The following is a 14,506-nucleotide window of genomic DNA, read 5'->3' as shown; positions in this document are numbered from 1 at the left end:
ATCGGCAAACTGTCCTTTAACCTTAAACCTGAAGCATTATTGTGATATAAGTTTTCTTAGCTTTTTAAGTATTTTACATTCGCGGTCATGGATCGTCATCGGCGGAACTCCTATTTCCAGAGACAAAGTCCGTTCACTTTTGCCATGATAAAATAATTCAATAATAAGGTACCTATCACGATCATCAAGTAGAGCTAAGCAATCCAGCATTTTTACAATCAATCCCTTCGTGGCGAGTGCTTCTTCAATGGTATCCTCTACTGGGCTAATCATATACTCCACGGGAATGCCTTTCTCTATGCAGTTTTCAAGCGAAATGTTGTTCTTATTTGCCAGCTTGTCCAAATATTTTTATCTGTTCCTCCAGTGGTAGTAGGCTTTATAGACCTCCTTGGTCACTGAAATCCGTTTTTTGTTCTACTAGTGTATATTTACTATGCTCCATGAGCTTGTCCTCCATTTCGTGATTTTGATGTCCGGAAATGAAGAACAAGCGGAGGAAGACCGGCATCTTAGGTCGGTTCTCAATTTAATACGAAAATTACTCTGTTGACAGCCGCGCTATTCTGCGGTACTATATACCAGTAGTATGTATTACTTCATACTAGTGATACAGAATAGCAGGGGGTGATTATGCTGGAAAACCTAACGGAAATGCTCAAAGGCGTGCTTGAAGGCTGTGTTCTTGAAATTATAAACCGCGGAGAAACCTACGGCTACGAAATCACACGGCGGTTGAATGCTCTCGGCTTCACAGATGTTGTGGAAGGAACTGTCTACACCATTTTGGTGCGGCTTGAGAAGAATAAACTCGTGGACATAGAAAAAAAACCATCCGATATGGGACCGCCGCGCAAGTTTTTCGTGCTCAACGACGCGGGGCGCAAAGAACTACGGAAGTTCTGGGAAAAATGGGAGTTCGTATCATCAAAAATTAACGAGTTAAAGGAGAAAGAATAATGAATTTCTGGGAAAAAGTTACAGGAAGCGACATGACTAAAGAATTGAAAACTTTTGCATCACGGGCCAAAAAGCTGCCGGTTGATTATCAAGCGGCATGGGAAAAAATTAATGCCAATCTTTGGCCGCACTCAGATTTCACCGGTCGCAACCTCATGCCAATTCTTGACGGTGTGCTTGGCCTGCTCGAAGAAACGGCGGCGGACGGTCAGAGTGTCCAAGAGGTTTTGGGTGACGATATCAAAGGCTTCTGTTCAGCGCTGGCCGGCGAAGAAGGGGCAAAGTCTTTTCGCGACAAGTGGCGCGAGCAACTCAACAATAATATCGCTAAAAAATTAGGTAAATAGGAGGATAAAATGAGAATACAAGATATCATCGAAGGCAAAAAAGAGTGGCGAGCGCACGTGGCGCGTGTCAAAGCGCTCCCGCAAGATTATCGGATTGTTTATAAAGAGATTCAAAAATATCTTTTTAAGGTCGGCCCTGTTGAGCTAAACGACGGGACGGGTTTGCTCTCGGGGATTATCGATCTTTTTGAAGAGAGCGCGGCCTTGGGGAAAGGCGTGCTCGAAGTGACGGGCAGCGACGTAGCGGCTTTCTGCGACGATCTAATCAAAGATTCAAAAACTTACGCTGACATCTATCAAGAATCTGTTGACCAAGAGGTTAACAAGGCCATGAAAAAGGTTACGGATAAAACTTAGTAAAAGGGGGATATCGGGATGGAAAAAGCAATTGAAGTGAAAGGTCTGCGAAAGTCTTTCAAGGACACAGAAGTCCTAAAGGGCGTCGATTTTGAAGTGAAAAAAGGTGAGATTTTCGCCCTACTCGGCTCCAACGGCGCGGGCAAGACGACGATTGTTAAAATCCTCACCACGCTGCTTAAACAAGATGGAGGCACTGCCGTCGTAAACGGATTTGACGTCGCGTCAAAGCCCGACCATGTACGGCAGTCGATCAGCCTGACAGGGCAATTTGCCGCCGTGGACGAGATATTGACCGGGCGGGAAAATTTGATCATGATCGCAAAGCTGCGGCACCTCACCAATCCGCGTCAGGTTGCGGATGATTTACTGAACCGCTTCAGCCTGACCGACGCCGCCGACCGCAGAGTTTCCACCTATTCGGGCGGTATGCGCCGCAGGCTCGACATCGCCATGAGTCTGATCGGAAAACCGCAGCTCATTTTCCTCGACGAGCCGACCACCGGGCTTGACCCCGAAGGACGCAACGAGGTTTGGAAGACAGTTAAAGAACTTGCTGATAATGGCACGACGGTATTCCTGACCACACAGTATTTGGAGGAAGCCGAGCAGCTTGCAGATCAGATTGCCATTCTGCATGAGGGACGGATTATCGTGAGCGGCACGCTTGAAGAACTGAAAAAGCTGTTCCCGCCCGCGAAGGTGGAATACATTGAAAAACAGCCGAGCTTAGAGGAAATATTCCTCGCAATCGTCGGCAAGAAGGAGGAAAAATAAATGGAAGCGGTAAAGAAATATTTTTTCAGCGACATGGGCGTCATGCTTGGACGTTCCATGCGCCATATTTTCCGCAGCATGGATACCATCATCACAGTGTGCATCACGCCTATCGCGCTTATGCTGCTGTTCGTCTACGTATTCGGCGGCGCTATCCAGGCCGGCACGGATAACTATGTGAATTACCTTTTGCCCGGCATCCTGCTGATTGCGATTGCAAGTGGTATCGCCTATACAGCTTACCGTCTGTTTATGGATATGCAAAGCGGCATCTTCGAACGGTTCCACTCCATGCCGATTGCACGTTCGGCCGCACTATGGGGGCATGTGCTGACCTCACTGGTATCCAATGCGATTTCGGTTGTCGTCATCATTCTCTCGTAGCGCTCATTATGGGCTTCCGCTCATCGGCAGGAGTATTGTCATGGCTTGCCGTTGCCGGTATCCTCGCGCTGTTTACGCTGGCCTTGACATGGATCGCGGCGATTGCCGGACTGTCCGCAAAATCTGTGGACGGTGCAGGCGCCTTTTCCTACCCGCTTATCTTCCTTCCGTTTATCAGTTCGGCATTTGTGCCCACCGAATCGATGCCGTCAGTCGTTCGTGCCTTTGCAGAAAACCAGCCGGTGACCTCTATCGTAGAAGCTATCCGTGCACTACTGTCAAGTCAGCCGGTTGGCAATGATATATGGGTCGCTCTTGCATGGTGCGTCGGAATTATGCTTGTGGCATATATCTTGGCGATGAGGGTGTATAAAAAGCGGGTGTAAAATTGAATATTTTTGTGTCAGACCTCTAAGTACAGATGTAATCTCACATGTAATCTATAAAATGCCTCAAAAAGGCTTATGCCATGCGGCTTTGACCGCATGGCATCTTTTTTGGCCTAATGATGGGAAGTTAGGTAATAAAAGATGACTTTCAAGTACTGCGCTTATGCTTATTAGGTTCGCCTTTGGGGGCAAAGGTGAACGGCAAAACGGCAAGTATATTCAAATGACTTTAGCAATTAACTGAACGAGATTAAAATACTTTCCGCCTTCAGCCTCCATCATTTTAATGTCATCCGCGACGACGGGATGGTAGCCGGTCAGCCATTCTTCCCACGCCTGTCCGCAACAGGCCATTTCACGACTGTCCCCCATTTCAATACCCTCTGTCCTCTTCCACAAATCTTTCCACCAATCAAGAGAGTGCAAGGTTCTTTCCATCTCGCTGTTCCAAAACGGCTGCATTTCATCGGGAACATTTTTCCCAAATTCGTATTTTAAGCCGGGAATAGCCACGGCGATATAGCCGCCCCTTTTTACAAAAGAAACGAGCGACGGGAGCATTTCTGACGTATCACCGAAATAATGGTAAGCGTCCACGGTGAACAACAAGTCAAAATATCCGTTTGCGAAAGGCAGCCCTTTGGTCGCGTCTACGGAAATCGGAATGGCCTTATCATCAATCCCGATAGATTGGAAACGCTCATAGTTTTCAGTTGGCGAAATCCAAAGATCGGCGGCGAAAACGGGCACACCATATTTTTTCGCTAACAAAAGCGTGGAAAGACCGCACCCGCAACCGAGGTCAAGTATTCGCATATTCTTATTGATGTTTAGGTGTGACGCTAATTCCTCCGCTACGCGCATGGCGTTTGGCCCCATCATAGCGGCTTTTAGGAACTCAGCATTTTTATCATTAGAAATAAACTGGTTTGTAAATGTATACATGGTATTCCTTCCTTTCTAATTATCACCTTATAGAAAGAAACAAAAAAGCACAGTATGCTACTGCGCTACAAATCACACCATTATAAATAATGGATGTTCGTTCAATCTGTAAGGCAGTTTTTGACAACACAAACAGGAGCAGAACAACTGCTCATTTCATGCCATTAACCTAAGTCCTTACAGAATTACCGACATCAATACACTCCCTCTTTGTTTAATTTACTTTATCATGACACTATCATTATGTCAATGTAATAAATTCGCCTTATCGCCCAGAAGGCGTACAAAATATAAATAGTCTGAATTAGTTTATCAGAAACGTTACATAAACAAAAGGACCCAACCCACGAGGGTTCAAGTCCTTTTGCTTCATTTTTAGTGGTGGAACTGATGGGATTCGAACCCACGACCTCTTGAATGCGAGCCAAGCGTTCTCCCTCTGAACTACAGTCCCAAATATTGTGTGTTAATGAATACCCGCATTGGTTTAGTGTCACGAAATTAGTATCATACCGGATGCTTCCAGCCAGGTTGCACGCCCAAGTAAATACCTTCTACTAGATTATAACATCATCCTCTATCTTGTCAACCAGATTACCGCAAGTTCTTAACTTACTGATAATCTGATGGGAGCCTGAACCATTCAAACCCGGGCCTTTGACAGTTGAATAAAGAAAGAATCCCTGAAAGCCTTGAGATAGGCTTATTTTTTTGTCAAATTTTCGCACTTCCAATTGCGTGATAACGCGTGATATGTTATAATATAAGTAGTTTGGAGGATTGCTTATGAGATTAAAGGTATCACGTTCAAAAAATTCAGCTTCACTTTATGTTACAAAAACTGTTTATATGAATAAGAAAGAACGCACAATTACTGTTGAGAAACTTGGAACCGAAACTGAACTCAGGGAAAAACTTAATGGTGCAGATCCATATGAGTGGGCTAAAGAATATATAAGAAAATTGAATGAAAAAGAAAAGGAACAAATACGGAAAATACTTGTTCCTTTCGAGCAATCTAAAATTATTTCGAAAGACGAACAGCGTTCCTTCAACGGCGGATATCTATTTCTGCAAAAGATTTATCACGAACTCGGAATTCATAAGATCTGTAAAGATATTTCCCAAAGGTACAAATTTGATTTTGACCTGGATTCAATTCTCTCAAGGTTAATTTACGGCAGAGTTATCTTCCCTTCCTCAAAACTTGCAACATACGAGCTTTCTAAAAGGTTTATTGAGCAGCCTAATTTTGATTTACATCAAATATACAGAGCTCTTGAAGTGCTTTCCAAGGAAACAGGTTTTATTCAGTCCTCTTTGTATGAAAACAGCCTTAAGGTTTCCAAAAGAAACACCAGTGTACTTTACTATGATTGCACCAATTACTTTTTTGAAATAGAACAGGAAGACGGCAGTAAACAATACGGTCCGTCAAAAGAACACAGACCAAACCCAATAGTCCAAATGGGACTATTCATGGACGGGGATGGCATTCCTCTGGCTTTTAGCATTAACAGGGGTAATATGAACGAGCAGCTGACTTTAAAGCCATTGGAAAAAAAGATTTTATCCGATTTTGAACTTTCCAAATTCATCGTCTGTACTGATGCAGGCCTTGCTTCCGAAGATAATCGAAAGTTTAACGACAAAGATGGACGGGCGTTTATTACAACTCAGTCTATTAAAAAATTAAAAGAGCACCTAAAAAAATGGGCTCTTGCTCCAGATGGCTGGAAACTTCCAGATAGCGAAAAAACCTATGACATTTCCAAGCTTGATGAAATGATAGATAAAGCCACTACTGAAGATAAAGCCAAAATACGAGCTAAAGTTTTTTACAAGGAACGTTGGATCAAAGAAAACGGTTTTGAACAAAGGCTTATTGTAACCTACTCTATCAAATACAGGGATTATCAGCGTAAAATCCGTAACTCTCAAATAGAACGTGCCCAAAAGGTTATAGATGCAAACCCAATAAAAATTAAGAAATGCAATCCTAACGATTACAAAAGGTTTATTCATAAAACAAGCTGTACTCCTGATGGAGAAGTCGCAGAAAAAGAGATCTACAGCATTGATTCTACTCTCATCCAGAAAGAAGAAGCCTTTGATGGTTTTTATGGAATTTGCACAAACCTTGAGGATGATGTATCTGAAATCATCAAGGTAAATCACAGGAGATGGGAGATCGAAGAATGCTTTAGGATTATGAAAAGCGAATTCAAAGCAAGACCTGTGTACTTAAGCAATGATGACAGGATTGAAGCGCATTTTACCACTTGCTTTATATCGCTAATTATTTTTAGGCTACTTGAAAAGAGGCTCAACGAAAATTTCACATGCCACGAGATTATTGGCGGGCTGAGAGATATGGATTTTCTAGAAGTTAAAAACGAAGGGTATGTTCCAACCTACACAAGAACAGATTTTACCGATGCGCTTCATGATGCTTTTGGCTTTCGCACGGACTATCAGATTGTTGCAACAAGCATCATGAAAAAAATTTTTAAAGAAACGAAAAAGTAAAAAAAGTACGCACTTTTTACACATACATTAAATCCTGCAAAACCTTTCAAATCAAGGCTTTGCAGGATTTTTATTTTGATCAAGTGTCAAATACGGGATTATAACATCATCCTCTATCTTGTCAACCAGATTACCGCAAGTTCTTAACTTACTGATAATCTGATGGGAGCCTGAACCATTCAAACCCATGATCATCACTCCAGTAACAAAATCGCAAAATATTTTACAAAATCGTCTCCCTCAGCCAATGTGCGCAGGGCGATACCGGCTCTCCGCATAGTTTCAAACACGTCAATCCCGGAAGCTTCCATAGACGGGCGGGCATTTTTGGTATTTTTGCACCTGCCTTCTTCCGTACAGGAGGTACAAAGAGAGCAAGGCCCGGCCCATAAGGCAAACGCTTTATAATACCCTGCTTTAAAGGCTTCATGTTCCGCCTCCAGCACCAGGTGCTGAAAATCTCTCGTGGGCGGTGCTCCTTCCAGAATAAAACCATGGCGGTAATCTTTTAGCATCTCCCTCGTTTTTTCCGGCGCTAAGCTGTTCGGAGGACAGTGGGGTTTGCCGAAACTGGAACAGCCGAATTGACAGTGCAGGTCAACCCATCCCGGCACATGAATCATCTCTGGAGAAACAGGGAGAACCCTTCGGAAGCCCATTCTAGCTATTTTAGAGGCCAATTGCTCCCTACCGTCCAGGCAAAGATCTTCCAGCCTTTGAGGGTTCCTGGCCCCAATCACCAGGGCGGTATCGGAGTTCAAAGGCAAAAGCTCCGTTACCGTCAAGCCCCTCTGGATCAATTGCTCCTGCAACCACCTTGCCGGATAAACCCGGCCATGGAAAGTATTGATAAACAGATTCAAATCTGCCAGAGCTGATCTTTCCGGATCGTATTCAAAAAAGAAGTCATGAATCAGGATCATGCCGTCCGGGGCTAAACAGGCAGTTGCTTTGTCCAGCAGCTGTGTTATTTCTGCTTCTGCATAAGCATGAACGATGTTGGATAAAATCACCAGCTCAAAATGTTCTTTTTCTGCCGCCCATGGGTCCAGAATATTAGCCGGAATATATGTCATCCGTGCCCCGTATTCCTGTTCCCCGTTCAATCTTCGGGCATAATCCATCACCTGGGGCATGTCCACCAGAGTTGCCTTAACCTGAGAAAAAGCTTTCAGGAAAGCTGCGGAAAGAGAACCTGCCCCGGACCCTACATCAAGAATTTCTCCCGCTAAAGTAACTTGAGAAAAAAGGGGAAGAATCTCCCTCGCCTTGTTTTTGATCATGCAGTCCATAGCCCGGCAGTACCGGTGAAAACCTCTATTTAAATCCTCCTCGCGTTCATCCTGATCCGGAAAAACAAACCCGGTGCCTTTTTCAAGGCAGCGGCCCAATTCCTGCCAGTTTTCCGCCAGATCTTTGCGCCACAGGATCCCATCACCCTGGTAATCCTCTTCACCCCGGACTAAATACTTCCGGGCCAGCTTGGTGTTAAAATATATCCCTTCCGCACAACAGATCAAACCCATGACGCAAAGAGCATGTAAGAAGCGCTGCAAACCCTCCCGGTTCAGGTGCAGCAGGTCGGCAAGCTCTTCCAGTTTTTTCCCCTCCGGTGCCAGCCGGGAAAAGAGATCCCTTTCCACTGCGGTAAAAAGGACCTGAGAAAACCAGTAGGCCGTAGCCAAGTTTTCTAAATACTGAGGATTTATTCCCTGGGGGTCTGGATTCAGATCCGGCAAAGATTTCATGATTGATGCACTTCCCTTTCCTCCGGACCGGCTACTCAGGCATCTTTTCAAAAGCGAGCATTTTAAAGATCACCCGGAAGGCCGGCTCCACAATAATTCATGGCAAAAGCTGCCCGGTACCTTCCCTAACGCAGGTCCAGGTTTAAAAAAGCATAATCCTATTTAAAATTTATGTCAACTCTTATTTGGTAAATAATGCTCAAGGGATTCCCTACACCATATATGCTGCTGGAATATTCCCTTCGGTTTGTCAAAGAATTCGTTTATTTCCAGAGTATTTCGGAAACAATACTCGTTAGCAAATCCTTTAGGAGGTGATTTTTTTGGACGCAGGAGTACGCAACAATTTGTCCGGTGAAATCGAAAACATCAAGACAGACGAGATTATGGCCCAGGTAACGATGTGAGTAGGCGGCTGAGTGGGAAATAGTCCCCGACTCACGTCCGTGATGACGCGAGACAGTTTACAGGATGCCGGATTTAAACAAGGCGACACCGTCAACGCTTTAGTAAAGGCCATCAATGTCGTTTTTATCAAACAATAATTAGTTAAGAAAAAGGAAAAGCCGGCAGGATAGACCTTCCGGCTTTTTCCCTTATTGGTTCCAGGGGGACACTTGCATAAGAGATGAATAGTCTGCCTATTTTTTGAAAAAATAAAATTTGTCCCCCAAACAACGGACAATTCTTGATTGAGGTGATTCTACATGCTTCTTCTCATCATTCGAACAGCCATCCTTTATTTTATAGTGGTAATCGCCATGAAAGCGATGGGAAAAAGAGAAGTTGGCCAGCTTCAGCCCTTTGAATTGGTTGTATTCCTCATTATTTCCGAGATGGCTGCCATTTCTATGGAGAATACCGGCATCCCCATCACCAGCAGTATTGTGCCGATCATCACCGTGGTCATCCTGCAGGTTTTTTTAGCCTTACTAAATCTAAAAAGCGAAAGGGCCCGCGCCATGATTTGTGGAAAACCAACCATTTTAATTGAAAACGGAAAAATTCTGGAGCAAGAATTAAGAAGAACACGGGTCAATGTTAATGACCTGCTGGAGCAAATGAGAGCCAAAAATATCTATAATATTGCCGATGTAGAATACGGTATTTTAGAAACAAACGGTCATTTAAGCGTGCTTCCCAAGTCCCAAAAACGTCCTGTGCAACCGGAAGATTTAAATATCCCGACCAAATATGAGGGTTTGCCCACCACACTGATCATTGATGGAAAAGTAAATCACGATAATCTGCGCAAAATGAATTTAGATGAAAAATGGCTGCAAAATGAATTAGCCAAGTTTGGTGTCCAGAATCTGAAACATGTCTTTTTCGCCAGTCTAGACACCCTGGGAAATTTATTTTTTCAATTAAAAGCTGCGGCGGGAAGGAAGTAGATCTATGAAGTACTATCTTTCTCTGCTCGTGTTATTTTTGCTGACTCTCTTTCTGGGGTTTTTTACCATCCATTTTTTATCGGACAGTACAGAAAAAATCACGAGCAATTTTGATCGGATTACAGTTGCTGTTGACAGGCAGGATTGGGTTACCGCAGAAAAACAATTTTCTCTTACCAAAGAACAATGGGAAAAGTATAAAAAATGGTGGGCCATCGTCATTGACCACAAAGAAATAGATAACATTGATACTTCCATCACCAGGACAGACCAGTACTTAAGGCATCATAACCAGGTACTGAGCGCAGGCGAGCTTTCGGTGCTAAACCAGTATCTAAAACATATCCCGGAAACGGAAAAAATATCGTGGAAAAATATATTTTAGACAAGCTAATAACCTTTGAGAAATCAAGTCTCCCCTTATACTCCCATCCGGGAGTATTTATTCTAGAACATTCAGGTTGACTCTGCCTGCATGGACTGATATTTTTGGATCAATTCCTCTTTATTTTCCACGATGTAGCGCAACATGTTTTCCAGCGTATCGATCTCGGAAAAATGATTATAAAGTCCAAAACTGATTCGAACCATCCCGGGCCGTAACATTTGGGTGTCTTTGATATATCTTTTGATATCATTGCGGGACAGACAAAGCAGCTTTTGGATATAGGGCTGGGCACAAAAACAACCGTTTCTCACGGCAATTCCCCCTTCCTGGGAAAGGACCTGAGCCACAACCTGATGGGGAATTCCCTTAATGTTAAATGGAATAATACCAACCTTATCACCGGTGTTTTCCGCATCGCCATAGATTTTGAGATCCGGGATACGGCGCATTTTTTCCAGGGCATAATCCGTTAATGATCTTTCAAAGCGATTGATTTGGTCGATCCCAATATTTTTGATTGTTCGCATCGCGGCTAACAAGGCCACCACACCCATGAGGTTAACCGTACCTGCTTCTTCCTTATGGGGAGCATCATCCCAGATCACCTTATTCAGGGTAACCAGTTTCACGGTACCCCCGCCCATGTATTCCGGACCGCCTTTTTTAAAATACTTCTTGGGGCCTATAATTACGCCGACACCGAAAGGGGCATACATTTTATGGGCGGAAAACACCAGAAAATCAATATTCTCCGGAGACCCGACCTGTTTCATTTCCACCGGGCAGTGAGGTACCAACTGGGCACCGTCCACTAATATTCTGGCCTTATATTTATGGGCAAGCGCTGCCGCTTGATAAATGGGGTTAATGTAACCCGTTACATTGGATACCCCTGTTAAAGCTACCAGTTTCACCCTTCCCCGGTATTTGCGGAGTTTTCTTTCCAAGTCCTTTAGGGAAATCCGGCCCAGGCGATCCGTATGCAGGTAGCGGACACAATACTTATCCCGCCAGGGCAAATCATTGGAATGATGTTCCATTTGCGTAGAGAGAATCACCCCTTTTTTCAAATTATGATATAACCGATAAGATAGTTTATTGATTGCTTCAGTAGTATTTTTTACATAGATCACCGTGTAATAATCCGCATCGGCTTTTACGAAATCCAATACTTCCTTTCTTGAGTCCTCATAAATGTCTGACGAAAGCTGGGACTTGTATCCTGTACCCCGATGAATGGAGGAATACCAGGGAGCAAACTTGTTGATTTCCCGCATCACGGATACAAAAGGAGGCGTGGTTGCGGCATTATCAAAATTAATGGCCGTCACATGTTTGCCGTTTTCTAGTGGAACCTTTGTATTAACTCCAACAACAAGGCTTCTAAATCCTGAGCTAAACCCTTTTCGCTGCATAGATTTCACCTACACAAATTTTCTCCGTACTATTATATATTTTTCAGATCGGATAAATGTTCCGGGCTAGGAGGTGATCCTTTCAATCCTCTACCCCTTTGCCTAAATTTTCTATGCCAAAAAAGAAAAAGGACCCTGGGCATTGCCCATTGTCCCTTAATTTCAAGACCTGGATTTTTAACAGGACCCATTTTAAATTAATTAAGCGCAGGATCCTGGGCTGATCTGAACTTCATCTTTATGGTGTTTAAATCCGCGCCCACAATTTGTATCCGGTTCAGATCACAAACGCCTAGCCCTTCCTGGTCCGCCAGCTTTACATGAGGAACTTCTTCCACGGTAAATCCCATGAAATTCAAAGCAATTGTATCTACCGCAACCGGATCCTTTCCGGCAAATATCACCTTAGATTTAACAGGCCGGGCTTTTAACGGCCCATAGCCCTCGCCCCCGACAATGCCATCTATTACTACAAAATCAGGTTTACGTATTTTGTTCAGATCGACAATCGCTTCTTTTAGCCCCATATAATGAATCTGATCTTTAAAATATCCTTCTCCATAAAGGCTGTTGGGGCAAATGCCGATGGAATTCTTCAGGCTTAATGAGACGACGGCATCATATTCAAAGTGGGTTTTCAATTTGGCCGCTCCTATCACCACATCAGCATCCAAATATTTTTTCGGTATTAAAAAATTCTTTCCCGTTAGACCTTTTATGGGCTGGATCTCATAGCAATCTTCCTTGCCGCATTCGTTCATGTCCCATAAATCGGCGCCGATAATATTGTGGTACCGGGCCTCCTGAAACATATTTCCCAGCGTTGATGCTTCAGCGATTGTTATTTTGGCAGCGCCGCATTTTTTGACTAGGTCGACAATTTCTTGAACAACCCGATAATCCGTTACCATCCCCTGATCCGTCTTGGCCCCGGTTACGACATTGGGCTTGATGATCACTACAGCACCGTCCCCCACGACACTTTCCAGTCCCCCTGCATGTTCAACGGCTTTCCGGGTCACGGCCCCATAATCTTCCCCTGTCCCTATACCTACCACAATCGGGTCCTTATTTAATATTTCCGATGACTTGTCCATTTTGCTATCACTCTTAAAAAAAGTATTTCTAAAACATACTATGAAGATTTTGGCAATCCTGCTACTATCACTTTTTCCCGGTAAGAAAAATCTTTTTTTATTATTGGGATATCAGTTGTGCTTTCAGAGGCGGATCATTGCTTTCATAGGTAATCCACCAGGAATGCTCTTTATCCCACCAGGCACTTCTCCCTCTTTTTTCGCTTAATTCTATTTTTACCTGGTCCCGAAAGAGCAGACCCAGGCTCTGGTATTTTTTCATTTGCGGGCAAAAAAATTCGGATCCGTATAAGGAGAGGTCAAAAAACTGATGAATGTCCATTGCTTTCCCGCTATTTTCATTTAGCGCAAAACCCGAAACCACTTTTAAATCTTTTGAATAATAGATTAAGAGGCCTGTAATGCCCGGGAAAAGTTGATCACCCTTTATGTCACGTATTTGAAGGCACCAGGGAGCCGGACCGTTTTCCTGTCTGGTTAGGCGCATCTCCAGTTCATTTACCAGGAGCCAGGGGGGAGTAGTTGACATCATTTGATCCGCTTCCTGATAAACCTTAACTTGCCATTGACCGGCTTCCTGCCACTGAAGGGCAGGCTGGTTAAGCTGATAAACAGAAAGTGAAATCGTACAGGATAATACGATGGTAATGGTTAATTTAATGGTCAGACTAAATTTTCTTTTCCCCCGGTCAAAAATCACAATTTTCATCTGTTTTCACCCTGCCCTGCAATTTCCAGATATTGATCACGCTTAAGAACCGGATGCTCTTTAGCCATCCCCGGGTACCATAAGAAATCCGGGTGATTTTTCCGGCTGTCGCCATGAGATCCCCAGCCTCCGTCTTTTGCACTTTCCCATGCACCGGAGGTGGGATTGCTTTTGTCCCCTTTAATCCAGTAATAATAATCGATAAAAAATGTCTTCGGGCGCAGGGATTCCGGATTCGCGAAATCGGTATACCATAACCGGCAATGCACATGATTTTTTTCCTGATCCGAATCGTCCGGGCGATATTCAAATTCATATTGGAAGGCGGGAAAGTTCCAAACCTGAGGATCGTCTTTTTCCTTTTCCCCGCCGCTGATATCCACGATGAGGGGGATCTCCCGCGTACCGATAAAGTCGATCACCACATGGTGGAATTCCTGGGGATAGATATCATTGATATCATCCGATTCCTTGTCATAACGACTGCCGTAAAAAGCGATGGCAGGATCCCACCAATGCCACTCCGACATGAGCCCCATGATGTCATTCACCTCAAAGTCAACACCGGATATCACTTTCTCATTTTCCGGTTTCGGCTCCAGCACAGCGGCAGCGGCCCAACCGTTACAATGGCCGAACCATTCTTCATCATTTTTGTCGGTATAGTGATTCTCTCTTTCCCAGGCCATAGTCCCCGGGTTAGACTGGCCCCGGGCGATACTTAACTGATCATATTTATCCATCGGTCCTTTCGGGTTATATAGGTTGGGAGGCATCTTGACATGAAAGGGCCACCACCAGCCGGACCAAGGCGCTATCTTTGATTTTCCCTGCAGAATTTTCCCATTTAGATCTGTCTCAGGGAATACAGGCATGACGAGGGACGAAGATGCCGGCTGACCGGTGTACCTGTGAAAAATCATCGGTGAGATGAGAACCATAAGTAAGATTAAAAAGAGAGGAAGCAGTAATTTCCTCATTTTTTCCTCACATACTGTTTGTGATCCTAATTAAATGTATTAGGGAAACTATCTTTTTAATCCTTAAATCAATAAATTTTTTAAACT

14 protein-coding genes, 1 tRNA gene and 1 pseudogene are annotated in these 14,506 nt (G+C 43.9%); 8 read left to right on the top strand and 8 right to left on the bottom strand.

Annotated features, from left to right (window positions below; genetic code table 11):
• Window positions 1-36: 36 nt before the first annotated feature.
• On the bottom strand, window positions 37-345 hold the full coding sequence (locus tag DCMF_RS02685; protein WP_236860167.1) for a sigma-70 RNA polymerase sigma factor region 4 domain-containing protein: 309 nt from the start codon (window positions 343-345) through the stop codon (window positions 37-39).
• A 288-nt stretch (window positions 346-633) separates the two neighbouring features.
• Here DCMF_RS02685 and DCMF_RS02680 point away from each other — a divergent pair, with 288 nt between their 5' ends.
• The 5 genes and pseudogenes from DCMF_RS02680 to DCMF_RS02660 all read left to right on the top strand — a co-directional run bounded on the left by DCMF_RS02680 (window position 634) and on the right by DCMF_RS02660 (window position 3,211).
• On the top strand, window positions 634-960 hold the full coding sequence (locus tag DCMF_RS02680; protein WP_148133004.1) for a PadR family transcriptional regulator: 327 nt from the start codon (window positions 634-636) through the stop codon (window positions 958-960).
• Complete coding sequence (locus tag DCMF_RS02675; RefSeq protein ID WP_148133003.1) at window positions 960-1,307, top strand: DUF1048 domain-containing protein; 348 nt, start codon at window positions 960-962, stop codon at window positions 1,305-1,307. The genes DCMF_RS02680 and DCMF_RS02675 overlap by 1 nt, the downstream gene beginning before the upstream one ends.
• Window positions 1,308-1,316: 9 nt before the next feature.
• Window positions 1,317-1,664 (top strand): DUF1048 domain-containing protein, encoded by a 348-nt coding sequence (locus DCMF_RS02670; RefSeq protein WP_148133002.1) that lies wholly within the window; start codon window positions 1,317-1,319, stop codon window positions 1,662-1,664.
• 18 nt (window positions 1,665-1,682) lie between these two features.
• Window positions 1,683-2,441 (top strand): ABC transporter ATP-binding protein, encoded by a 759-nt coding sequence (locus DCMF_RS02665; protein WP_148133001.1) that lies wholly within the window; start codon window positions 1,683-1,685, stop codon window positions 2,439-2,441.
• Window positions 2,442-3,211, top strand: a pseudogene (locus tag DCMF_RS02660) (ABC transporter permease).
• A 222-nt stretch (window positions 3,212-3,433) separates the two neighbouring features.
• Here DCMF_RS02660 and DCMF_RS02655 read toward each other — a convergent pair.
• The gene (locus DCMF_RS02655; RefSeq protein WP_148133000.1) at window positions 3,434-4,159 is read right to left on the bottom strand and encodes an SAM-dependent methyltransferase; all 726 of its coding nucleotides are present in this window, start codon (window positions 4,157-4,159) and stop codon (window positions 3,434-3,436) included.
• A gap of 379 nt (window positions 4,160-4,538) precedes the next feature.
• Window positions 4,539-4,613: transfer RNA gene (locus DCMF_RS02650), tRNA-Ala, on the bottom strand.
• A gap of 332 nt (window positions 4,614-4,945) precedes the next feature.
• On the opposite strand from DCMF_RS02650, the gene DCMF_RS02645 reads away from it, so the two are divergent.
• Entirely contained in the window at window positions 4,946-6,688 is a 1,743-nt protein-coding gene (locus tag DCMF_RS02645; RefSeq protein WP_148132591.1) for an IS1634 family transposase, read from the top strand.
• A gap of 194 nt (window positions 6,689-6,882) precedes the next feature.
• Here the strand turns inward: DCMF_RS02645 and DCMF_RS02640 are convergent, their stop codons facing one another.
• Entirely contained in the window at window positions 6,883-8,436 is a 1,554-nt protein-coding gene (locus tag DCMF_RS02640) for a DUF2284 domain-containing protein (RefSeq protein ID WP_148132999.1), read from the bottom strand.
• A gap of 707 nt (window positions 8,437-9,143) precedes the next feature.
• On the opposite strand from DCMF_RS02640, the gene DCMF_RS02630 reads away from it, so the two are divergent.
• Window positions 9,144-9,830 carry a DUF421 domain-containing protein gene (locus DCMF_RS02630; protein WP_148132997.1) on the top strand — a complete coding sequence of 229 codons (687 nt, stop codon included), beginning with the start codon at window positions 9,144-9,146 and terminating at the stop codon, window positions 9,828-9,830.
• Between the two features lie 4 nt (window positions 9,831-9,834).
• On the top strand, window positions 9,835-10,215 hold the full coding sequence (locus DCMF_RS02625) for a DUF4363 family protein (protein ID WP_148132996.1): 381 nt from the start codon (window positions 9,835-9,837) through the stop codon (window positions 10,213-10,215).
• A 71-nt stretch (window positions 10,216-10,286) separates the two neighbouring features.
• Here DCMF_RS02625 and DCMF_RS02620 read toward each other — a convergent pair whose 3' ends face one another.
• The 4 genes from DCMF_RS02620 to DCMF_RS02605 form a co-directional block, all read right to left on the bottom strand.
• A complete protein-coding gene (locus tag DCMF_RS02620; protein ID WP_148132995.1) occupies window positions 10,287-11,633 on the bottom strand; it encodes an aminotransferase class V-fold PLP-dependent enzyme in 1,347 nt (448 codons plus the stop codon).
• 197 nt (window positions 11,634-11,830) lie between these two features.
• Window positions 11,831-12,730 (bottom strand): DUF362 domain-containing protein, encoded by a 900-nt coding sequence (locus DCMF_RS02615; RefSeq protein WP_148132994.1) that lies wholly within the window; start codon window positions 12,728-12,730, stop codon window positions 11,831-11,833.
• Window positions 12,731-12,830: 100 nt separating this feature from the next.
• A complete protein-coding gene (locus tag DCMF_RS02610; RefSeq protein WP_148132993.1) occupies window positions 12,831-13,439 on the bottom strand; it encodes a hypothetical protein in 609 nt (202 codons plus the stop codon).
• Window positions 13,436-14,419: a hypothetical protein gene (locus DCMF_RS02605; RefSeq protein ID WP_148132992.1), complete on the bottom strand. Its 984-nt coding sequence runs from the start codon at window positions 14,417-14,419 to the stop codon at window positions 13,436-13,438. The genes DCMF_RS02610 and DCMF_RS02605 overlap by 4 nt, the downstream gene beginning before the upstream one ends.
• Window positions 14,420-14,506: the final 87 nt, after the last annotated feature.

Source organism: Candidatus Formimonas warabiya (assembly GCF_002777255.1).
Lineage (GTDB): Bacteria > Bacillota > Dehalobacteriia > Dehalobacteriales > Dehalobacteriaceae > Formimonas > Formimonas warabiya.
The sequence above is the reverse complement of the archived record's forward strand: the minus strand, read 5'-3'. Positions and strand labels throughout refer to the sequence as shown.